We start from the raw sequence: 24,333 nt of genomic DNA, 5'->3' as shown, positions 1-24,333 counted from the left end.
GTGAATAAAGAAGAGTACAACATGGTCTTTCGGTTATAAATAGGGGGAAAAAGAATGGGTACAAAACCGATAGTAAAGTTCTGCTTGGCGTTAACCATATCCGCCGCCATGCTTCTGCAGATCACTGCTCCGCACATGGCTATGGCTGATGCTGCACAGCGTGCAAAAAGCACGTTATTGAACGATAAACAGAGTCAACCAACAAAAACAATTTCAACGCAAGGTGAAAATACCCGGACACTGAAATTGGATAACAATGTAGCATCCATGACGAAGAAAAGAACAATTAAAGCTAGATTTAAACTTCCGAAGGGGACCAATATAAAGAAAATACGCTGGACATATGGTGGAAAGCCATTATCGGAATGGAAATCGTACAAGAATGGCGATTATAATGGCGCCCCCTTTATCACAGTTACTCAGATAAAAGCAGAAAACGGAGAAGTCACTGCAAATATCAATTTCGGTCTTGCTTACGGTACGGAGAATCTTGCCGAACCGAGTCTGCAGCGTCCGCTATACGCTTCCCTGATGGGGACCTATGAACTGGCTGCAGTAGTCAACGGAAAAACTGTTGCCCGTGCTCCCATGAAACTGGTCCCGTACGACAGCTTCCGCACGTATGACGAACTGAAGCCGGAGATTGATGCGATTACGGCACAGGCAGCTCAAAAAAACAACAGATACATTAAAACGATGTCGATCGGCAAATCCGTGGAAGGCCGCGATATTTATATGACTGTGCTTGCCAAAGATAAAGCAACGATTGACAAATATCAGAATGTAACTCATCCTGACATGCTGAATCATCCTGCAAAGCTGGAGAACGATATTAAATCCGGTGCATTCGGAGATTATCAAGTGCCCATCTGGATCAACAATATTCATCCAAATGAAGCGCCGGGCTTTGATGCGATTATCAATTATTTTAAGACAATGGCCCTCGATAAAAATGTTACGTACAAGACCACCCCGTCCAATGGAAAATCGAGTACGGTAACTCTGAATTTGGATGATGCGCTTGATCATGTATTTTTCCTGTTCCTGTATACGGAGAATCCGGATGGAAGGGTTCATACCGAACGTTCTAATGCTGAATATTTTGACTTGAATCGGGATAATTCATATCAAACTCAGCCTGAAACACGCAGTATAACAGAGCAAATCGCCAGATGGTCGCCGATTTCTTTCCTAGATCTGCATGGGTTTGATAAGAATTTTCTGATTGAGCCTACCACACCGCCTCACAATCCGAATATTGAATACGATTTGCTTATGGATAACATGGTAGAACAGGCAAAAGTGATGGGTGAAGCAGGTATTGCAAACACGAAGTATGATTACTACCATATTCCTTATGAAGAACATCGTAAAACGGCCGAAAATCCTAAATATGTTTCCAAAGGAACTGCTTCGGGATGGGACGATGCGTCTCCAGCCTATACAGCTGTCTTCGCCATGCACCATGGTGCAATGGGACATACGCTGGAAACACCTGAATCGAATGAGGAGTCGACCAAAGCATTGTACTATAGTGTCGCTGCAGCAACCGATTATGTTATGGAAAAGAAAGAAAAGTTATTTTTGAACCAGCTGAAAATATATGAACGTGGAATTAATAATATGGATGATCATGCCGTAGATCGGTATCTAGTCAATGCAAAAAATCAAGTCATTGGCCGCCCGCGTCACGGTAATAAGAATTTTTTCCCTGAATATTACGTTTTGCCGACTGATAAAAGTCTTCAAAAAAATCCGCTGGAAGCCTACCGGATGATTGAATATTTTATCCGCAATGGAGTAAAGGTTGAACGCTCGACAAAAGCTGTAAGTGCTGCTGGCAAGACCTACCCTGCAGGTTCATTTATCATAAATATGCATCAGGCCACACACGGCATTGCAAACATGGTTTTATATGATGGTATTGATGTCTCAGATTATGCTTCCGTAGCTGGCGAGATTGTACAGGACTTTCCAGTCCTACGAGGATTTGAATGTGATGCGATTAGAGAAGCCGGAGTGTTTGCGGGCAAAACTTCTCCGGTGACTTCCGTATCGATTCCGGCAACACAAATGCCGAATCATTCTGCCTATGTTTTAATCCGAAACACCAATAACGATGTCATCAAAACGGTTAATGAATTGCTTAAATCCGGCAAAGTGGTTACAATGCTATCCAAAAGCGGAACAGGATATGAAGCGGGCGACTTTGCAGTGGCTTATGATGATCTGCACCCGCTGGCCTCGAAGTATTATCTTGATGTAACGGCATTCGGCAATAATAGACCTGTTGGCAAAGTTCTTAAACCTTCTACGGTAGCCGCTCTCGGTGAACCAGCTTATGTGCTCAAAAATCTCGGTTTTAAAGTGACCGATGATCAGCAACATGCCGATGTGCTGGTGAATACATTCGATTCCGATAAACTTGTCGAGAAAGGAAAGCCTTACATTGCTTATGGAAATATGGGAATGGATAACGTGAAAAACTCAATTCCTCAATTTGCATTTGCTGGACCGACATGGGAAAGATACGAAGGGGTGTTCCTAGCGAATGTCAAACAGGATAATGTAATTACAGCCCCTTACGCTAACGAAGAATACTTCTATACCGTTACAGGTTCTTACATTACAAAACTACCTAAAGCAGCAAAAGTTCTTGCGACCATAAGTAATAAAGAAAACTTCTTCAAAGCGGGCTGGTGGCCAGGTCACGATGCTGCAAGAGGAAAGATCATGGCCTTCACCTATAAGGAAAACAAAAAGAATCTTACTGTTTTCTCCAATGATCTAACCAATGGCGCTCATTCACAGCAGCAATTCCGACTACTGGCCAATTCAATTTTTAATGCCGTCGCCGGAAAATACTGAGTGACTTTTAATGATATTGCAAACAACCTTATTCCAGTGATCAATTGCGAATAAGGTTGTTTTTGCGATAAAACGGTTTCGCCTACTGTGACATTTTGTTTACAACTTGATCAAACTTTAGCGACATCTGCAGGATATATTGGACTATAGCGTGACATCAATCCTCTGCATAACCAGGTTGATAAAAATGTGAATTCAGTATTTTCAGGGAGGAATGCAAGTTGCTAAGTAGTATAAAACTGATGAGCAGATTCGTCAGAGAGTATGAGGGAGAGGAAAATATTAAAAAACGAGCTTCTTCCGTAAACAGCCAGTTGAATGAAAATCAAGTAGATGAAAAGACGGTTGCTAATAAATTGGATGAAAAAGCAGTAGATACAGCAGGTATATCCAATACATCCTACGACGGTACACAAAGCGATATTCCTTCTCGAAGCTCTGTAGAAGAGTCGAGGAGAAGGCGGGGCACCGGGCGTCTTGTAGCACTTGATGCAGTACGAGGACTGGCGGTGCTGGGAATGTACTTGCAGCACTTCGGATCGAACCCAAACGTTTCTGCGATTGTTTCTGGAAACACGACACTATTATTCGTATTGTGCGGGGGTATATCTTATTCCATTATGGCACAGCGCATGATGGATCGGGGAGCGGATACGGCCGCTTTCCGTGCGCGAATGCTGGCACGCGCCGTATTTGTTGATATTATCGGATATTTGCTTATTATGCTGAACACTCCATATGGTGTCATTTTGCCTGCCTATGCAGCTATGTTTGTGTTGGCACTAATGTTATTTCGCCGTTCGACCCGCACAATTGTTACAACAGCAGCAGTTTTGCTCGTGACGGCCCCGCCACTAATGATTCTTGGATCAAGCATTTTCTCGAAAGCTTATCTTCTTAGTGATATCGCGGGAGGTCCGATGTCAGCTCTCGCCTTGACTCCTGCATTTGTTGCCGGCATGGCCATTGGCCGCTTTGACCTCACCAGGATACGCACAGCTCTCATACTCGCAGGCAGCGGTATTGTTATGCTTGTGATAGGCAAAACGCTGGCCACTTTTGTGCTTCCAGGTTGGAGCCTTCGTTTTGAACAATGGCTGATCAGCGCACAGGGAATTGCTCCTATGCAGCCGGATGAATACGCAATTTGGCCGCTTAACACGGAACCACCGATGTGGCATATGCTTTTGCAGTCGGCTCCGCACACCGCTTCGTCATTCCAGACGATTATAGGCCTGGGAATCTCGTTTCTGGTATTGGGACTAGCATGCTTCGTGGCGAAGAAATTTTCCGCTGTATTAATGCCTTTTGCGGCAGTCGGGCGCGTGGCGCTGACCATGTATGCCATTCAGTTTGTGGTGGTCTGGATTCTTGATCTGATAGGAATCGGGCATAGTCTCGAAGGCGTTCCGTTCGGCGACCTGATTATCGGAGTGGCGGCACTACTGCTGGGCTGGCTGATTGCGCGGCTTCCTGTCGGCCCGCTTGAAGGACTGATGCGCCGTTTTGACCGAGTATTCAGTCCTACCCAACCAGTCTCACAAACAGTAAAGTAGATAGCCTTCTTGATACTCTATATTTATAGTCATAGAAAGTGCCGGGTTATAATTAAAACGGACTGATCAAACAGGATACCAGATAAAGAGAATACAGTCCGATTTTCGGTATTCATCGGCTCTGATCATGGTGCCTAAATAAACTGAGCTATAAGATGATCAATGAACAGAATTGAAAAAGAGAAACTAATCATGAAAATAATAGAAAATATTAATATTTAATTTCTCGGAAGGGGTGGGTTCAATTGTGAACCCACCCCTTTTTCATTGAGTACAGTTATGGTTCTTTCTGTAAACAAAATCACTAATTTGTCCGATACATACATAAGGATGATTTACTGTTAAATATACCCTTGAAAATTATGATTTCACATATCATTAAAATTAGACTTCGGTTTAAGATAACCAACTACTTGAGGCGTGCAGCCTATGTAAATGTGACGACTAGAAAGGAGATTGAGCGTGAATCGTGAAGAGGTTTTTCGACATTTTAAAAATGAAATCTATGAACCCCTAAAACATCGAATGTTATTCGCGTTGGAAGCCTCTTTTCAAAATCGTAAGCATGCTTTAGCCAAGACATTTTGCAATTCACTGGAGCAGATATTTGAGAAAGTCAAGTTGATGCAGCAAGAAGGTGATAAACACGCCTTGGGATATATATCTTATTCCATGCTTCGTACCGAATTAGCAAACGGAAGGACGACCTATTTAGTGGAGGCGATGGATAAAAGATGGTTTATGGATCTCCATACTTGTCGAGATACCTATAATGCAGATTGGGCATTTCGCTATTTGAACGAGTGGGAGATGGAATTAAGTAAGCACGCTAAGAAATATGGTGGAAGAATCGGACCAGATGATATTCAGAGGATGAAATTACAAGGGGCAGTATATATTCATCAATATATCATTGCCTTGGCGCGTTTTAGTATCACAGAAGAATGGTTCGATGATATTCAGTTTGCTCATGAAATAGAGTTGGAAGATGTATTCGAACTGAGAGTCGGAGAATATTTAGATCGAAGTGAAGTCATTTATAAACGAGATGTGCGTGTCAAAGATTCCATTGTGATTAAAGACTGGCTAGAGGAAAAAAAGCCCTACGACTACATACATGAAGTTTTCCGCAAGATCGATGGGTCTCAAGGAAATTATGAGAGAATACGTCTGCAATATGCCGATTTGAGTGAAAGTTCTTTTATCAATAGTGTTTTTACAGGAGGAAATTTGATTGGCTCCTGTTGGAATAAAGCATGTTTAATAGAAGCTGACTTTAGCGATTGTTTGATTCAAGAAGCACGTTTTGAAAAAGCCAACTTAAGAGGAACGTCTTTTCGAGATGCAGTAGCTGTACCTGGAATATACCAGTCTGAACGATGGGAAAGACCTGGTTTTCAACCCGTAAGTTTTGCAGGAGCAGATCTTACAGGAGCCAAATTTCAGGGGGCCAACTTCATTGGTGCAGCAGTTGAGGGAGCCTGTTTCAAAGGAGCGGTGCTGGATGGAACCCGATTTAGTTTAGGCATGCATCTTTAACCATAATAACAACCTATTTTGTGCTTTGTTAGGCTTGATAAAACATGTAGATTCTTCTTTAGTGTAAGAATATTATAAATAACTCAATTTTGGAGGAGTCTGTATGCCATATTGTAAAGTCAAGAATGCCAATATATATTACGAGGAAATTGGTAAAGGCAAACCAATTGTAATGATCCATGGTTTTACACCAGACCATCGGTTAATGAGTGGGTGCATGGAACCGATATTTGAAGATAATCCCGATTGGCGTCGTATCTATCTTGACCTGCCTGGAATGGGACAAACAAAGGACTACAATCAAATATGTAATTCAGATGATATGCTAGAAGCAGTTATAAATTTTATTGAAACTCTTGTCCCAAACCAAGATTATCTCATAGCAGGCGAATCGTACGGTGGATATATTACAAGGGGAATAATTAATAGACATAAAGATCGTATTGGTGGAGCTGCTCTGATTTGTCCATTAATTATTCCTGAACACAAAAGAAGAATACTGCCCGAGCATTTTGTTGTTCATTGTGATCGCGAGTTTATGGGCACCTTAAGTGAAGAGCAAATAAGTGATTTTAGCGCAAATCAAGTCGTTCTCAATGAATATAATTGGAAAAGGTATTCTGAAGAGATAGTGGCAGGTTGTAAGATCGCTGACTACGATTTTCTTAGCAAGATTCAAAGAAACTATGGATTTTCTACCAATATAGATAAATTAGTTTTCGATAAACCAACAGTTTTTACTCTTGGGCGACAAGATGCAGTCGTTGGTTACATAGATGCTTTTAGAATTTTAGACAATTATCCTAGAGCAACCTTTGCTGTTCTAGATCGAGCAGGCCATAATCTTCAGATTGAACAGGCTCTATTATTTGAGTCACTTATGCGTGAGTGGCTTGAAAGAGTAACAGAGTTTGGATTTTAGTTGTATATTAATCCATTGAACTAATGCTTGGCTCGTCTGCAAAGCTTATGTCCAAAGGTTGGGATAGCTGCTAGTAGTGTGTCATTCGCATCTGTCTGCATATAAATGAAATAAGAGAACAGATGTTTTATTCGGGACGATCATTGACATTTATCCAAATAAACCTTTGCGTTTTTTTCATTGTTTCCCCTTTTCACACTACCTATAATAATGCCGTAAATGATAATCATTTTCAATTAATAGAGAGAAGGAAAGGGGTAACAAGTGTGAAGAAACAACGTGGAAAGCAAATTATACTCTGGGTAGGGAGTTTCCTCCTGTTGTTGATAATATCGGCATGCAGTACTTCTAATGCTAATAGCAGCGTGTCTGATGAACAGAAAGAGGAAAGTGAGAAAACTGTTCAATATACAACGATAACAGGTAAACAGGTTGAAATACCTGCAGATCCAAAACGAGTTGTTTATATTGGCCAGACAATTGGTGATTTCTTGGCGATGGGTATTCCAGTTGTTGGTAATAACCTTCCCCAAGATACTCCTAGTTACTATGAAGGTAGATTTGAAGGAATCGTTGATGTTGGAAATCCTGGTGACTTAGAGACGATTCTGAGTTTAAAACCCGATCTGATTATTAATGGTTATTACAAGGCAGAAGTAGATCATAATGAGGCATTGTCGAAAATTGCTACTACTATCCCCTTTAACCCAGCTCTTCCTTATACAGAACGTGTAAAGGAGATGGGAAATATCTTTGGCAAACAGGAAGAGGCAGCTCAATTGATTGCTAAGTTTAAAGCACAGTCGAAAGAAATGTTTGATAAGTTTCAATTAGCAGAAGGGGAGACAGCGACAATTTTCTACCAGTTGGGTAAAACACTTTATGTTATGGGCGATCGTAGCCTGGGTGCTATTATTTATGGGGAGAACGGTTTCGCCGTCCCATCAGCTGTACAGAAGAATATTCTTGATCAAGAAGGCGTGTCTTTCGTTAATATTTCAGAAGAAGTGCTTTCAGAATTTGCTGGTGATCATTTGTTTGTAATTGTACAAGATGATGATGAAAGTAAAACAGTAGCTGACCGACTGCTACAAAGACCGATATGGGCAACTTTGCCTGCAGTCCAAAAAGGAAATGTTTATGTTGTTCCCAGTGAATGGAATACAGATAATTTGTTAGCTTTGGAGCAATTGTTTGAACAGATGCCACAATGGATGGACCAACAGTAAGAACTTATTTTTGCACATTCAGTTCTTTATATCGCTAGTTTTCTAAAATAGCACATACTCCAACTATTAAAAGCTGAACTATAGTTGAAAGCAGGTCATTATATGTTACAATAACGATAATGATTCTCATTTTCAATTGTTGGAGAGTTGCTTATGAATCTAGCACCCCTGTATATTAGGCTGCAACACTATGATAGGTTTCAAGTTGACCAGATAATTCCAGCGAATGGCCACAATGAGGGAATGAATGACAATGAAACAAATTTATGCACATTATTGATAGCACTCAGTCACGGCATACGGCTGTATGTAGACAATATTGCAATCGATCTACGACAAGGAAGCTGCATTCTGGTTTTGCCTGTACAACGCTACACTATGGAATCAAGTAACAAAGAGGCACAGCTTGCACGCTTTACCTTTGAAACCTTTAAAGTAGAAGGAATGACTTTGAATCCGGTTGCTCATCCACCTTTGCTTTGTGGTTACCCCTATAATCTGTTGATTTCTCAAATCAATCGAGTATTAGGGAATGAAGCATGGATAAGTAACCAATGTTGTTCCTCTCTATCCACATCAGAAATGGCTATGATGCAAGGTAGACTTCAGCTCATTCTGGGGTTGATGGCTCAGTTCGATGAGCAAGTTTCCCAGTTGCAGAACAATGAAAAGATAAACTTGGTTCAACAAACCGTACAGTATATGGAACAGCATTATGATGAAGACTTAACAGTTGAAAAACTTGCTAACATGGCTGGAATGGTCAGATGGCAATATAGTCAAAAGTTTAAAATAATGACCGGCAAAAAGCCAAATGATTATTTGGTCCAATTACGTATAAACCACGCAAAAGAACTTCTGTGTAATTCCACCGAGACATTGGGCAAAATATCTCGACAAATTGGGTTTAAGGATGAATACTATTTCAGCCGGTGCTTTCATAAATTAACTGGACACACCCCGCGTGAGTATGAGAATATTCATCTTCGTACTGGGCAAAGAACAGTTATCGATTCATTTGGCAAAAAGATTCATGTTCCCAAAGATACAACACGTATCGTGACTGATGGCAAATTTACGCTTGGAGAATTGCTCGTTTTAGCCATGCCCCCTATAGGAGCGGCCATCTCTATAATGAAAGATAACGTGATTTATCACAATAAGTTGCGAAATATTCATAATATCGGGCATTGGGCAGATCCAGATAAAATTGCACAACTGCAGCCGGAGTTATTATTGCTTAGCTATGTTCATCCCGAACAAGATTTGCAGAAACTAGATGCGATCGCTCCTACTGTTATATTGAACAGTAAGTTTAGACTATTTGAGCGGTTACGGTATATTGCTAAACTAGTTGAACGTAGTAAAGCGGCGGAGAAGTGGATTACTAGATATGAGAACAAAGTAAGATTGGTACGTAGGCAATTAGCAGATGCTTATGTTGCTGGAGAGACAGCTGCTGTTTATCTCAAGTTTGGTACAAAACTTTATATTATGGGCCAGAGCGGATTGGCTGCCACCTTGTATGAATCTCTTGGCTTTCGTCCTTCTGCCAATGTGATGCACCTAATCGAGCAAGGGCAAGCATGGATAGAAATTCAGCAGCATCAAATGAATCACTATGCGGGAGATCGTAATTTCGTCTTGGCTTCTCGCCAGGAATTGCAAACTGTTGCTCACTGTCCACATATTGCGGCTTTAGCCGATCTAAGTAACAGTAAGACTCATTTTGTGGATAATATATGGAATTATGATGATCCCATTACACGCGGACAGTTGCTAGAGGTGCTACCGTATATTTTTAATAAGAAAATTAAGTGATCAGGGGAGGCTAAACCCTAATCACTTTTTTTGAGCGTGGACAGCGCTTAACCAGCATAACTCGATTAACGAGGAATGTACTCTCCATCTATGGCCAGATTTTCATTCCGCTCGGACAGTGGAACAAGGATTTAGGCCTCTCGCATCTGAATCTACAGCATACTGGGAGAACAAAACATTAATATTTGATGATGAAAAAAAGGGCACGGCCGTGACTATAGCGCCAAGAATTCCTGGTTTCAAGCGAGTGCCCCTCAACTTGATCGGGAAGGTAATGCATGGACTTGGATAAATACGAGAACTTTGATTCTAATCCAGCTTGTGAAACATATGGAAAATTATCTGAGAATATAGAAAAATATCATCATTTTACAATTTTAGAGGGAGAAACAACTATTGGTGCTCTGGATATAGGAGGAAATGATGATCGTATGCACATTGATAACGTGTGTGTTTCTCCTTTAAATCAGAATAAAGGAGCAGGTACTGGGCGACGGACTTTTGCTTCGCTGACCCGACCCTGACTGGCCAAGCACCGCTCGATTTTTCGAGTGATGTCGGAGTAAAGAAATATTTATTTGGTGCATTGAGGTGATTTTCATAAGCTTTTGTCGACATATGGAATGCACCTCCTAAATTAAAGTTTTTAGCATTGCTTTTGCCTTATTATAAGATGGAGCTTCACATAAAACAAAGTAAATAAATATGAATAGTAAAAGAATTCGCATTTGGATAAAGCGGAAATCACTTTTGGACATTCAATTTCCGAATCATGGCTGTTATAGTTTTAAAAAAGTTCAATCAACGCATATAAGGGGGTGCAACCCTATGCCGTCAGTTCGGCACGGATTGGTAACAACGGATAGACAGCAGGAATGGCTTGCTCGATTAACGTAATCTTGATGCAAAACGCAGCAGAGACCGAGAAGGCGGATACGGAAAACGACTTGAATTATATGTTGATAACCGATTTGAGGAAAATCGGTTACCTTAAATTGGCGGTTCCATCAGACCTTGGGGGCGGGGAATTTCCTTGACTGACTTTCTCGTGTTCCAGGAGCACATCGCGCAAGTCGATGCGGCTAGCGCTCTGGCGATCGGTTGGCATATGAGCACTGTGCTTCATTTGGGAACCGTTCGCCCATGGATGACAACGGAATTTGAATTTTTGTGCAAGGAGATCCTCGGCCGGAACACATTGATAAATCGGGCCGTAAAGCAATGCCGTTCATTCAATAGGTTGATTATGGTCAGATACCACCATAATTGACCTATCTTCGCTTTCTCGCATTTTTAAGATTAATTGCAGCAATGTACATGCATAGGACGATAGTTAAGGTGGATTACTGTCAATAAGTGGACGCTCTGAAACGAGAATCATTATGCTGCATTTGCATACTGGTTCGGTGACGACGGATTGTAATATTTAAAATATTGTATGGATTTTGACCATTCCATTTAAGCTTGATACAATAGGATAAACTAAGTGGAGATACTTTAACATAGAATGGTGTGGTCTAAACTTGCAACATGAAAACGAACTCTTGGATGTATGGTTGTCTTTGTCTCACATCCATTCCACTTTAAATGATAAGTTAGAACAAGCTCTACTACAAAATTATGATTTATCCTTGAAGGAGTTTTATGTTTTGGGTTTTATATCCAATTCCGAGGAAAAAAAATTACGACTGCAGCAACTTCAAGAATTGGTGGGATTAAGTCAAAGTGCGACATCGAGACTCGTAGTGAGAATGGAAGCCAAAAACTGCGGGGCTTTACAAAGATATACATGCGAGGATGATCGACGAGGTGTGTATACTCGGATTACGGAATTAGGTGAAAATAAATTCCAGCGTGCACTTCAAACCTTTAATCAGGTGTTACAATCAGAACTTCAGAAAGATGGAGTGAAGTCACAATTTCAAAATCTTACGCAAAAGCTATTTTAGACTTTGCAACCTGTGTATATCGTTCTTAGTTTCCTTAGGGTAATATGTGGCTTGAACGTTGTGCCACGAAAGGCTCTTTACAGGGGCTTAGTTTATTACCCTAGACGATTCAATAGAAATGTTATGATTGGAAAGTGAACATTTACATGATTGTGCATGCATGTTTTAATTAAGCTCCCAACCATGTGCGCATAGAAACGCCCTTCCGAAACTCCTCCTCATAAGGAGGAGTTTTATCGTCTGGAACCGCCGCCAGCCTCCCTTTGCTTAAGAAACTGAGGCCGTATTGCGCTTTTCCTTGGCGTTGCCGCGGTCGCGACGACTTAGCAGAAATCCGACCAGAGATGCCGTGGATTGCTGGAAAATCATCCCGAGTACAACAGGCAGTGCTACCGGGGCCGGGAAATAGGTGATGGCCAGCACAGCTCCCGCGCTAATATTACGCATGCCGCCGTTAAAGACAAGCGCCGTACGGTCTGCATTATTCCACCGCATCAGCCCTGATATCAGATAACCGATCGCATATCCAGTGGAAGCAAGGACGACTATTGATAGGCATACTCCAACAAGCTTGAGATTAAAATCGACCAGATAAGGCGCGATGACAGATCCGTTAATCATGACGACAAGAGCCATAGCCAGCTTGGAGAACGGGCCTAGCCGAGGTCCCCATACCTGCTTGATCTTCCCTTTAGTCCATTCGTTCAATACCATGCCGATTAGCGAAGGAACGACAATCATCCAGAACAGACTCTGCATCATCGCCCAGGTATCGAGATGCACATCCGCTCCGATCAGCAGGGACATGATGCCCGGCACGGCGAATGGGGCCAAAATCGTATCAATTAGAATGATCGCCAATGTCAGCGCCGTGTTGCCTTTATAGATGTTGACCCACACGAAGCTGGAAATACCTGTAGGGATAGCTGCACCAAGAATAAGTCCAGTGATCGTATAAGGATCATTACTGAAAGCCAGATGCCCCAGCATCATGGCGAGAAGCGGCATGGCCAGGTGAAGAATAAACAGACAGGCGATCAGCGGACCAGGATGCTTTATCACATGGACAAAATCCTTAAACCCCATACTGATACTGCCCGCGAAGGTCATGAATGCAAACAGCCAGGGAGAGAGTTCGGTATATTGTGACAACGGCGTACCGATCAGGACGCCAATTAGAATACTGATTGGTGTAATTAGCGGCATAGCTGCATTTAGTCTTCGATTCAACGTGAGGAGCATACAAAACTTCCTTTTTTAACCTTAAGTATAGACCTTGCACCCCTGATTCGTAAATGATCTGTGACCTTGCGGTAGCCCGATAGAAGCAAATTTGAACGCTCCTGATGAACATAGATCAACCCTTCAAATTATTTCGATACTCCAAAGGAGAGCAACCCATTATTTTTTTGAATAGCCTGGAGAAGTAGTAAGGGTCCCTAAAACCGAGTTGTATGCTAATTTCTTTAATAGAAGCATTCGTCAAATCCAAAAGCTGACTGGCCCTCTGTATCTTCATTCTTAAATAGTAATCGACAGGAGAGTAGCCGGTGGATTGTTTGAATATCAAGTTCAGATGCTGCTTGGATACCTGAACATGCCGACTAAGCTCCTCAAGCGAAAGGGTGGATTCCAATTGTTCACTCATATAGCGTGTTGCCTTATCCACATGACTCTGGTACGTACTGTCTTCCTTGCGAAATGCAACGGAAACAACAAAACTCAGCAGATAACGGACAGTTTGCGATACTTGAACTAAATGTATGATGGAGTATGATTTGTTCAGTAAAAGGTCGTAACACTGATGAAATAGCTCCAGTAGTTTGACTTCATCACTGGCGGCCATCGAAATATACGTTTTAAAAGGCTCGAATAATGCCATAAAATCATCAGCTTGGTCCCCTTTAAGATGAAACCAGTAAATCGTCCAAGGATCTCCATCGTCAGCCCCATAAGCATGTGGCATGTCCCTGGGAATGTACGCAAAGCTTCGCTCCGTCATGTCAATCGTTAGGCCATCCTTTGTTCGTATCCAACCTTTTCCGCTGGCACAGTAGATGAATATATGAGAGTCACATCCGTGCATTCTTTCACGAAAATGATGGCGGGCATGGCTGAAGCAGCCTATATCCGTAATATATAGATTTTTTGTAAGCAGATTCATATTTAATTTATCCAGCATATAGGGTGGAAGGACATATAACTTTTCACCCTCAAATCCATCAGCTTTCTTATTCATAATCTATCCATCTCCTAGCCTTAGGCGGCTCTAATGATGAAATACGTATATAGTCCATCATAAACAGTGGATTGTCAATTGTCTGTACTGTCGCTTACTTGTAAGCTCTGAATATAAGAGCGACTATGAGGGAGTGATGGAATTGAGCATCTTCGACGCTAAGGCACGCGTGTGGGAGGAAACCGTGCAGATCCCCACGTATGGAATTGGCAAACCCGACAAAAATCCAATGTTTCTGGAGAAACGTGTCTACCAGGGAAGTTCCGGTCGAGTGTACCCGCATCCGGTAATTGATAAAATTGAGGATGAGAAGAAACTTGAAAATTACCAAATGGTTTTTCTGGAAAATAAATACTTGCGCATTGAGATCATGCCAGAGCTGGGAGGCCGCATTTATCGTGCGGTCGACAAGACCAACGGTTACGATTTTGTTTATTATAACAGGGTCATCAAACCAGCGCTTGTGGGCTTATTGGGGCCGTGGATATCTGGAGGCATTGAGTTCAACTGGCCTCAGCATCACCGTCCCAACACTTACGGACCCGTTGAATACAAGTTGGAAGAACATGAGGACGGAAGCGCAACGGTATGGGTGAGAGAAATTGATCGTATGTTCGGCACGAAAGTAACAGCTGGATTTACACTCCAACCGGATAAAGCATACCTTAAAGTTGGGGCCCAGCTATACAACCGGACTGCCGAGCCTCAAACGTTTCTATGGTGGGCCAATCCAGCCGTAGCGGTACATGAGCACACACAATCTGTTTTTCCTCCAGACGTATCAGCCGTGTTCGACCATGGAAAGCGAGATGTATCCCGTTTCCCGATCGCTACAGGCACTTATTATAAAATGGATTATTCTGAAGGCGTAGATATCTCCCGATACAAAAATATTCCTGTCCCCACTTCATATATGGCCTATAAATCGGATTACAATTTCATAGGTGGTTACGACCATATGAAACAAGCCGGGCTTTTGCATGTGGCTAACCATCACATCTCTCCCGGAAAAAAGCAATGGACATGGGGAAATGGCGAATTCGGCCAAGCATGGGACCGGAATCTAACAGACGAAGACGGCCCCTACATCGAGTTGATGACGGGGGTATATACCGATAACCAACCAGATTTCACTTGGCTTCAGCCGTATGAAGAAAAATCGTTCTCGCAGTATTTTATGCCTTACAAACATATTGGTATTGTCAAAAACGCTTCAATTGACGCAGCCGTTAATTTGGAATTAAATCGCAGCGAAGGGACAGCACAGATTGGAGTCTATGTAACTTCGTCATTTCGTGACGCTGTTGTGGAATTAAGTAGTCAGCGGAAAGTTTATATCCAAGAAACCTTAGATCTGACACCTAATAAGGCCTTTATGCAGAAGACAGTTATTTTGGCTGAGGATGAGGATTATGAACTATGCTTAACCGTCAAAGACGCGACCGGAAGGGAGTTGATTAGCTATCAGCCGAAGAAAAAGGAAGTTGAACAGATGCCGGCTGCTGCCGCCCCCCTGCCAGAACCGGAGGAATTAAGAACGAACGAAGAATTATATTTAGCAGGACAACACTTGGAGCAATACCGTCATGCTACCTTTGAACCCGAGGCGTATTATCTTGAGGGCCTGAAAAGAGATAAAAATGACAGCCGCATAAATGTGGCATATGGTACGTTGCTTCTTCGTAGAGGGTTGTATTCAGAAAGTGAAGAGTGCTTTCGTAAAGCTATCTCGCGGGTAACCTGGCGTAACTCTAATCCCTATGACGGTGAGGCCTACTACCAGCTTGGCTTGTCGCTAAAATACCAAGAGCGGATGGATGAGGCGTTCGCTGCATTTTATAAATCAGTATGGAGTGCAGCATGGCAAGACAGCGGGTATTTCTCACTGGCACAGATTGCGACAGAAAAAGGGAACTATGAAGAAGCGTTGGAGCTGGTGGAGCGTTCGATAATCCGAAATGCTCGCAACTACAAAGCACGCAACCTGAAGTCGGCTATTCTTCGTAAGCTTGGCAGCTACGAAGCGGCAATAGCCTATTCCAAGGAAACAATTAAGCTCGATATCGCCGATTTTGGAGCTTACCGTGAGCAAGCATTATCATTAGAGGCTCTCGGGTTACGAGATGATGCTAAAACGGTCTTCGAAGAGCTGGAAAAATGGATGCGTGGAGATGTGCATAATTATATAGCAGTAGCATCGGACTATGCAGCGGCGGGACTCTATGAGGATGCAGTATGTGTGTTGGAAGAAGCTCCAGAGCAGGCGAAAACATACCCTATGCTGTATTACGTTCAGGCCTTCTGCTATGCTAAAATCGGCAAGTATGAGCAGGCGAATAATGCTCTCGCGCAGGCCGCAGTTGCAGTTCCCGACTACTGCTTTCCTAACAGTCTGTTGGAGTTGGATGTGTTACAATTTGCAATTCGAACGAGACCGGGGGATGGAAAGGCGCATTATTACTTAGGTAATTTACTCTATGACAAGAAACGGCATTGGGATGCCATTTCCAGCTGGGAAACGTCTCGTTCCATTGACGATACTTACCCCGTTGTTCACCGTAATCTTGCTCTTGGATATTTTAACAAACAAGGCCAAGTAAAGAAGGCTCGCCATTCGTTAGAGCAGGCCTTTGCGTGCAATACTTCAGACGCGCGTGTTCTTTATGAGCTTGACCAGCTGTATAAGAAGCTGAACATCAAGCCCAACGACAGATTGAACCTAATGGAGAGTTATCCGGGAATCATAAAGCTTCGCGATGATCTGTTTTTGGAATATGTAACCGTTCACAATACGATGAAGCAGCATAAAATAGCGTTGTCCTTGCTGACAGGGAGAATATTTCATCCATGGGAAGGCGGAGAGGGGAAGGTAACTGGACAGTATAGGCTTGCCAAGGTAGAGCTTGCGAAGTCCGACCTGAGGTCTGGGCAGATTGAGCAGGCTGTAAAAGGGCTGCGGGAGGCTTTAGTGTATCCAGAGAATCTTGGCGAAGGTAAGCTAGAGGGTTCCCGAGATAACGATATCTACTATTATTTGGGCTGCGCGTATGAGCTATTGAAATTAACAGATGAGGCAAGGCAGGCTTTTTCCACGGCCTCTCAAGGACAGGGGGAACCCATTAACGCCATGTATTATAACGATCAACAGCCGGATATGATATTTTACCAAGGATTGGCCTGGCAGAAACTTGGTTATGCGAAGGAAGGCAATCGTCGATTCAACAAGCTCATTGATTACGCCGAAAGGCACTTGTTTGAACCCGTGAAAATGGATTATTTTGCGGTTTCGTTACCCGACTTTCTCATCTTTGAAGATGACCTGAATAATCGTAATCAGGTTCATTGTACTTATATGAAAGCACTTGGTTTGCTTGGATTAGGACGACAGGACGAAGCTATCTTGCATTTTGAATCGGTGCTTAAGCTGGAAGCTAACCATCAAGGAGCATTGAACCATATGGACTGGAGCTGGGAGGGGAAATCAAATGAGTAATCTCATGAGAAATGTACCGCGCAAATTGACGATCACCATGTGGGACTTTTCTTGGTATACAATGACGCAAGAAGGTGAGCCCTACAGCGATCTTGAAGCCCGTTTTAAAGAAGCGGTCGAAAGAGGGTACAATACGATCCGAATATGTGCTATGCCATTCATGTTGTTTACAGCGGATGGCAAACGTCCTGGACCCTTGGAGTTTGCTAACCTTGGGGAAGTAGGTCAGCGTACGCGTTGGTATAACTGTCGTGGCGGCGCAGTGCTGGACGGGCATGCTCATTTACTTGAACTGTTTAAACAAGCAAAGGCTCATAACTGTTACATTATGTTATCCTCTTGGGAATATCAGCAGAGTCCCAGCTTTCTGGCTCATGCTGAGCTTAGAGATGAATTAGCTGCAATACCTCCTAAGGAGAGATTCATGGCCATTGCAAAATCAATGGATCAGTTGATCCGTTTCGTCACAGCAGAAGGCTATAGGAACCAGATCATCTATACAGAGTTGCATAACGAAGTGGAATTTGGGCAGTTAAACGCTGTTGGGACGTCTGAAGGCATAGCCGAAACGAATGTACCAGCGCTTATTGAAGCCATGCAGCCCTATGTAGAAGAAGCGATTGAATATCTTCGCCAATGTCATCCCGATATTATGATGACGGCAAGCTATACGTTAAATGAAGCCTACCCTAAAGCTTACGTCGCGCGCAATATGCAGGTTGCCCATTTTCATCTTTATATTAAAGGGGTGCTCAATGAGCTTATGGAAGCGGCAGGGCTTTATGATGAGTTGGCGCCGTTCCCCAATCCATTCGTACAATCCCTATTAAGAGAAGATGCTCCTCCATTTGCAAAGTGGACCCTGCCTCCGGAGCAGAATTGGCGGATGGAAGGCAATCCAGTCGGCATGAGGCTTATTTATTTACACGACTGGGTAGATCCCGACCAATGGGATTTATTTTTGTACGATCGGTATGGAGACCATAAAATTGCCATGTTGCAGAAGGCCGACACCCGTTTAGAAGAAATTCATGAATGGACTCGTCATTCCGGTATTCCAATAGTCATAGGAGAAGGTTATGTAGGCTACACGCCGCTGTATGCCCAATTTGAAGAAGGCCCAGTCGGCAAATTTATCGCTGAATATGTGTTGCGAAAAGGAATGGCACTTGGGTTCTGGGGAATGACCCTCTGCTCTAACTGTGCTCCCCATCATCCATTCTGGAATGATATCGCTTGGCAGCGCAAATGGAATCAATTTATCTTGAATTCAGATTAACGAGTGAGGGGAGTGAACTCCATGAGAAACTATCGGGTTACAGTCAAAGACGATCAAAAGCATATTGTTAAAGGACATATCAAACTTGGCGGCACCAATCCCAAAGGAGAGGAAATCGGATTCACCAACTATTTTATGGAGAAGGACGGAGAGCCCTTTTTCGGTATTTGTGGTGAATTCCATTATGCCCGTTATGATGAACGCTATTGGGAAGACGAAATTATTAAAATAAAAATGGGCGGCGTAAACATCATTGCCACTTATATTTTTTGGAACCTACATGAAGAAGTTGAAGGTATTTTTGATTGGAGTGGGAACAAAAATCTTCGTCGTTTCATCGAGTTGTGCGGCAAGCATCAGGTATACTCCATGATTCGGATCGGCCCCTTTGATCATGGGGAAATTCGAAACGGCGGTATGCCAGATTGGTTATTTGGTCGACCATTTGAGGTTCGTTCTAATGATGAGGGGTATCTGTTCTATACAAGAAGAATGTATAACGAAATCGGTACCCAGGTTAAAGGGTTGTTATATAAGGAGGGGGGGCCAATTATCGGCACCCAAATCGAAAACGAGCATAATCATTCATCTGCCCAGTGGGCCTTGACTGTAGGAATTAATGATATGTGGTTAAACAGTGGAAGTGACGGTAACTCGCATATGTTAAAACTTAAAGAAATAGCTCTGGAAGCAGGGATTGATACTCCGATCTATACGTGCACAGGATGGGGAGGAGCGACAACTCCTGTACCTGATATGCTGCCATTATGGGGCGGGTATGCCTATTGGCCATGGATCTACTACGAAGAGGGACGGTTGGAGGGGATGAACGAGCATCCTGCGACACCGGAATACATTTTCCGAGACAAGCATAATAACAAGATTCCAAAGAGCTACAATTTTGAGCCTCAATACGCGCCTGAGGACTATCCGTACGCTTGCTGTGAAATGGGTGGCGGCATGGTTCAGTTTTATAAATACCGGTTCGCATTTCCCTACCGCAGTGTTCCAGCGATGACTGTCATGAAGGTTGCAGAAGGCTGTAACCTGATCGGATACTACATGTATCATGGGGGTTCCAATCCTCGAGGTAAGGTTAACCCGTTCACAAATGATCTAGCCACTCCTAAAATATCCTATGATTTCAACGCTATGATCGGCGAATTCGGCCAAGTAAGGGAATCATACCAAAGAACAAAGCTGCAGCATTACTTTTTTTCAACGTTCCAAAAGCAATTCTCACTAACAAAGACAATTCTGCCAGGGGATACGTCCCAGATGGACCCTTATGATGTGGATACGTTACGATATGCAGTGCGATCTAGTGCCGGATCGGGTTACCTGTTTCTAAATAATTTTCAAGACCATGTCGAAAATTACGACCTGTGCGATTTTAATGTGAGTATTGAGCTACCCGAGGAAACAATTGTAATCCCTAGCCAAGGTGAACTGACGTTAGGACGTGATAGTTTTGCCATATTGCCATTTAACTTCAATTTAGATGGAATGAAACTCAAATATGCTACGGCACAGCTGATAACAAGGATAGAAGAGGATGGAGAAGCATATTATTTTTTCTTTGTACCAGAGGGTATGAAAGGAACGTATGTAATGGAGTCAAAAGATATAATTAGTGCCACAATCGACAAAGGTTCGATAGAGCAATTGGATGGGAACACGATCATTAAGGTTGCTGAAGAGGAGGATAGTCTCATCCATCTGGTATCTGAAAGTGGTCAAAAAGTTGCCATCTATACGATGACTGATGAGCAAAGTCTTACATTTTGGAAGGTAAACATGCAAGGCCGGGACAGAGTCATTTTGACAAATGCCAATGTACTTGTATCTGAGGGCGATCTAAGGCTGGAATCAACGGACCAAGAAATGGTAACCCTGAGTGTATTCCCGGATTTTGACGCCTCATTCACATCGATTTCCGGTGGAGAACTGCTTGAAATAACAGAAAACAATGTATTCAAAACATATCGTTTAAAGGCTCCTAAGAAAGAAATTCATTTCAATTTGAAAAGGATAAATAACGATAAATGTACCCTTGATTTCGAATTAGATGCCTTTCACGGAATCAAGGAAGCTCTGCTGCGTATCCATTATACTGGAGATATCGGTTATGCTTTTATTGATGGCGAACTGATCAACGATAATTTCTGCAACCATACGACCTGGGAAATAGGTTTGAAAGCATTTGAGCATCGGCTCATCGAGCAAGGGTTGTACGTATATGTTTCTTCCATTCGAAAAGGTAAGGTTCTCAATAGCAATACGACCATGGCTGGCTGGAAAGAGACGACAAAGGAAAGTATTGTAGATATCGGTTCGGTTAGCCTTGTGCCTGTATATGAAATCAAAATCACCATATAACCCAGAAGGTTACATGGTGATTCCTTTCCAGACTAATTTCACATAAAGTAAGGGGCCAGTGAATACATGAGTATTTTTTATTTTCTTAATGTGTTTTTAGTAGATACCGGCTTTTTTCGATGTTTGTTTGATCCCGTTGCTTCCGTTAACTACAGTTTTTCCCCAATCCGTCAGATTGCCATTAGGTCCTGTTACAAGATCAAGATAGGAAAGGTTGGAACTATTACCATACCAGGACCAAGCTAACCATCCTATCCCTTTGGATTGGCCATATCTCATGATTTCTGTCTCGTCGACGTCTGCTCCCTGGTGGTAACCGCCAAATTCACCAATAATCAGAGGAAGTCCTTGATTCAGAACGTTATCAATATTGGTTCGAACAGTTTGAACATCTTTACCCGCGAACTCATACATATGGATGGAGAATACCGTATTCTTCAAAGAATCAGCTGCAAATACAGATTTACCAAAGTCATTGATAGACTGAGGATATTGTCCCCATCCGGCACAATCGACGATGAGCGTATTTTTGATACCTGCGTTTCTCAACTTGGGAATCGCTTGCTTGTATCCATCAGCCCAACCACTTCCATTCCAAGAACCATACCATTCGTTCGCAATGTTTACGATAACCCGGTCTTCCTTGCCGATCAGAGCATCCTTTATGCTAATCCAGTAGTTCACAGCTGCATCCAAAGACGCATAGTCGTCTTTGCCTGTAGCGTCATGAACTTCAAGCACAGCAATCATTTTGTAACTCGTGACTAGAGAGATAATATTTTTCACGGAATTAATGTCATCCTTGGTGTACTGGTTTCCGTTAGAAAGGACAATTCGGACGGTATTAGCACCTGTCTGGGCAATTGCCGGGATAGCTGTATAAAGATCATTTTTGTACCATGTGTGAGCATGATTGACGCCTCTCATAACAAATGGCTTGCCTGTAGAATCATACAATTTGGTACCGCTTACATAAAATCCTGAAGCAGCTTCTACCTTTGAGAAAACTCCTCCTAAACCAATCATGATGAGCAAGCCGACCAGTCCAGACAATAATGCTTTTCTTAACAATACCTTCATTTTTATTCCTCCCTAAATATATTATTCAACTTCCTGCTATACAGAGATGAGGTAGGTATGTAAGTGTGTAAATAGCAGTAAGCTAAACACAAATTAATCGTTTTCAATTTGGAGAAAAGTTATTTTTGTTATTCTATCATTTGAATTTTTGTTATTCAATTAATTTTTTTAGTTATTTTTTGTGTTTTCTAATCATAAACACATAGATTTATTATTTAAGCGAGATTTTCTATGGTATCATTGTATTTATTGCTTATATTTGTTTGAAATTTAGTTTGTTTCAATAAAACTAACCTAACTTTTTTGCTTTAATATATCTGATTTATGTAGATAAACCTAACGTTATACTTGGCTAATTATCTTGAACAAAGGCGAGATCTAATCGGACAGCAATACCTAAGCTTCACCGCGATATTAAATTATAGTATGATATTCTTGTGAAAAATTTTACCAGAGTGAATAGGGGCAAGCTGATGAGAAAACCAATCATTGCAGTCGATATGGACGATACCATCTGTCATCTCGTCAAACGAGCCATATACCATAACAATAGTGAATTTCCCACTCATACGCTTCGGTATGAAGAAATGTTAGATTGGAACACCGATCATCTACGTCATCCCAAGAGCACGCATGATGTATTTTATGGGCGACCGGGTTTGTTTGAGGAACTTGAACTGTATGACGAGTATGTTGTAGAAGAGATGGAGAAGCTTTGCAATGATTTTGATGTCATTATTGTGACAGCGGCAGAACCCAAGACCGTCGTAGAGAAATGGAACTGGCTTCAAAGACATATGCCATTCATTCCGATTGAGAACTTTTTCCCATGTAAACGAAAGAACCTGATTAACTATGATCTCCTGATTGATGATGGTCCTCATAATTTAGTGCCTGCGCTAGAGGAGGGGAAAAAGGTGCTTTGCATTCCTCATCCATGGAATCTGAGAGTAAGAGAGCAATATGAGTTCCCCGTCATGACATCCTGGCAAGGAGCAAAAGAACGAATCGACTCCATTTTAGGAGTTCTGTATAAATAATAGAACCATTCGTAAAACAGCTGGCTCCTTTGGAACTGGCTATTTTGCTAGAAAGAATAGCACTTATGATTGAAATAAAATGGTACAATTGATATGCATTATCCATGAGGAGGGAACGTGTATGACCATGACTATGGGTCAGATTGTGAATCATCTGACCAAGGGAATAAGCATACCCAACACCACCGTAGATCTACTGGACCCAGGATATATAGATACTGAGGTGCAAGGAATTGTAACCGCTTTCTCCGCTTCGCAGTATGTGATAGAACAAGCTATTTCTCTAGGTGCAAATTTTATCATTACGCATGAAGGCATCTTTTATAGTCATCAGAGAATGCATGAATGTTTACTACATGATCCTGTTTTTTTGCAAAAATCTCGCCTCATTGCCGATGCAGGTATAGGCATTTATCGGTTTCATGACGCCATACATCGTTATCAACCGGATGGAGTGATGGTTGGGCTTCTTCAGGCGCTTGGCTGGCACAACTACATTGTGAAACAACAGCCGACGGCCGCCATTTTGACTATTCCGGCTATGGAGGTTAAGGAGATCGCTGAATATATCAAAGCCAAACTACATATTCGTTATGTACGGGTGGCTGGTGAGGTTTCCATGCCATGTGAACGAGTGGGAATCTCAGTAGGATACAGGGGAGGTGGTGAACTAGCCATTCCATTATTTCTAAATGAAAATGTGGATTTAGTCATTGCCGGTGAGGGCCCAGAATGGGAAACACCAGAATATGTTAAAGATGCTGTCTATCAAGGGCAAAGTAAAGCACTTATCATGCTGGGACATGCTGAAAGTGAAGCACCTGGGATGAAGTATCTCGCAGATGTACTTTCCGCCCAATTTCCAATGCTCCCCGTACACTTTATAGAAGATCGCCCGGTGTTTCAAATATTGTAATGAGAACACGTCTTTTGTGATGG

Annotated in this window: 16 protein-coding genes; 13 read left to right on the top strand and 3 right to left on the bottom strand. The window is 42.4% G+C overall.

The features are described from left to right. The first annotated feature begins 54 nt into the window (after nt 1-54). The 8 genes from MHB54_RS09920 (at nt 55) to MHB54_RS09885 (ending at nt 11,884) form a co-directional block, all read left to right on the top strand. Nucleotides 55-2,868, top strand: coding sequence for a M14 family metallopeptidase (locus tag MHB54_RS09920; protein ID WP_340981581.1), 2,814 nt, complete (start codon nt 55-57; stop codon nt 2,866-2,868). A 221-nt stretch (nt 2,869-3,089) separates the two neighbouring features. Continuing rightward, complete coding sequence (locus MHB54_RS09915) at nt 3,090-4,424, top strand: DUF418 domain-containing protein (protein WP_264454216.1); 1,335 nt, start codon at nt 3,090-3,092, stop codon at nt 4,422-4,424. A gap of 462 nt (nt 4,425-4,886) precedes the next feature. Next, a complete protein-coding gene (locus MHB54_RS09910; protein WP_264454215.1) occupies nt 4,887-5,963 on the top strand; it encodes a pentapeptide repeat-containing protein in 1,077 nt (358 codons plus the stop codon). A gap of 103 nt (nt 5,964-6,066) precedes the next feature. Then, nucleotides 6,067-6,885, top strand: coding sequence for an alpha/beta fold hydrolase (locus MHB54_RS09905; protein WP_264454214.1), 819 nt, complete (start codon nt 6,067-6,069; stop codon nt 6,883-6,885). Nucleotides 6,886-7,151: 266 nt separating this feature from the next. Further along, nucleotides 7,152-8,114, top strand: a complete 963-nt coding sequence (locus MHB54_RS09900) for an ABC transporter substrate-binding protein (protein WP_080751592.1) — start codon at nt 7,152-7,154, stop codon at nt 8,112-8,114. A gap of 153 nt (nt 8,115-8,267) precedes the next feature. After that, the gene (locus tag MHB54_RS09895) at nt 8,268-9,935 is read left to right on the top strand and encodes an AraC family transcriptional regulator (RefSeq protein WP_023986865.1); all 1,668 of its coding nucleotides are present in this window, start codon (nt 8,268-8,270) and stop codon (nt 9,933-9,935) included. Nucleotides 9,936-10,213: 278 nt separating this feature from the next. Beyond that, on the top strand, nt 10,214-10,459 hold the full coding sequence (locus MHB54_RS09890; RefSeq protein WP_340981578.1) for a hypothetical protein: 246 nt from the start codon (nt 10,214-10,216) through the stop codon (nt 10,457-10,459). Nucleotides 10,460-11,458: 999 nt separating this feature from the next. Further along, nucleotides 11,459-11,884: a MarR family winged helix-turn-helix transcriptional regulator gene (locus tag MHB54_RS09885; RefSeq protein WP_023986869.1), complete on the top strand. Its 426-nt coding sequence runs from the start codon at nt 11,459-11,461 to the stop codon at nt 11,882-11,884. Nucleotides 11,885-12,151: 267 nt separating this feature from the next. Here MHB54_RS09885 and MHB54_RS09880 read toward each other — a convergent pair whose 3' ends face one another. Both MHB54_RS09880 and MHB54_RS09875 read right to left on the bottom strand, forming a co-directional pair. Beyond that, the gene (locus MHB54_RS09880) at nt 12,152-13,126 is read right to left on the bottom strand and encodes a bile acid:sodium symporter family protein (protein ID WP_023986870.1); all 975 of its coding nucleotides are present in this window, start codon (nt 13,124-13,126) and stop codon (nt 12,152-12,154) included. 115 nt (nt 13,127-13,241) lie between these two features. Next, on the bottom strand, nt 13,242-14,123 hold the full coding sequence (locus MHB54_RS09875) for an AraC family transcriptional regulator (RefSeq protein WP_023986871.1): 882 nt from the start codon (nt 14,121-14,123) through the stop codon (nt 13,242-13,244). Nucleotides 14,124-14,259: 136 nt separating this feature from the next. On the opposite strand from MHB54_RS09875, the gene MHB54_RS09870 reads away from it, so the two are divergent. The 3 genes from MHB54_RS09870 to MHB54_RS09860 are packed head-to-tail and all read left to right on the top strand — an operon-like array spanning nt 14,260 to nt 21,274. Continuing rightward, complete coding sequence (locus MHB54_RS09870) at nt 14,260-17,616, top strand: DUF5107 domain-containing protein (protein ID WP_340981577.1); 3,357 nt, start codon at nt 14,260-14,262, stop codon at nt 17,614-17,616. Further along, complete coding sequence (locus MHB54_RS09865; RefSeq protein ID WP_028541090.1) at nt 17,609-18,895, top strand: cellulase-like family protein; 1,287 nt, start codon at nt 17,609-17,611, stop codon at nt 18,893-18,895. The genes MHB54_RS09870 and MHB54_RS09865 overlap by 8 nt, the downstream gene beginning before the upstream one ends. Before the next feature lie 21 nt (nt 18,896-18,916). After that, the gene (locus tag MHB54_RS09860) at nt 18,917-21,274 is read left to right on the top strand and encodes a beta-galactosidase (RefSeq protein ID WP_264454212.1); all 2,358 of its coding nucleotides are present in this window, start codon (nt 18,917-18,919) and stop codon (nt 21,272-21,274) included. Between the two features lie 96 nt (nt 21,275-21,370). Here MHB54_RS09860 and MHB54_RS09855 read toward each other — a convergent pair whose 3' ends face one another. Next, nucleotides 21,371-22,354, bottom strand: a complete 984-nt coding sequence (locus tag MHB54_RS09855; RefSeq protein ID WP_071559348.1) for a glycoside hydrolase family 5 protein — start codon at nt 22,352-22,354, stop codon at nt 21,371-21,373. Between the two features lie 473 nt (nt 22,355-22,827). Here MHB54_RS09855 and MHB54_RS09850 point away from each other — a divergent pair, with 473 nt between their 5' ends. Together MHB54_RS09850 and MHB54_RS09845 are read left to right on the top strand one after the other, a co-directional pair. Continuing rightward, a complete protein-coding gene (locus MHB54_RS09850) occupies nt 22,828-23,394 on the top strand; it encodes a 5' nucleotidase, NT5C type (protein ID WP_028541087.1) in 567 nt (188 codons plus the stop codon). A 121-nt stretch (nt 23,395-23,515) separates the two neighbouring features. Next, nucleotides 23,516-24,310, top strand: a complete 795-nt coding sequence (locus MHB54_RS09845; protein WP_028541086.1) for a Nif3-like dinuclear metal center hexameric protein — start codon at nt 23,516-23,518, stop codon at nt 24,308-24,310. The last annotated feature ends 23 nt before the right edge of the window (nt 24,311-24,333 follow it).

This window comes from Paenibacillus sp. FSL M7-0802, from assembly GCF_038004945.1.
GTDB classification, from domain to species: Bacteria; Bacillota; Bacilli; order Paenibacillales; family Paenibacillaceae; genus Paenibacillus; species Paenibacillus polymyxa_B.
The sequence above is the reverse complement of the archived record's forward strand: the minus strand, read 5'-3'. Positions and strand labels throughout refer to the sequence as shown.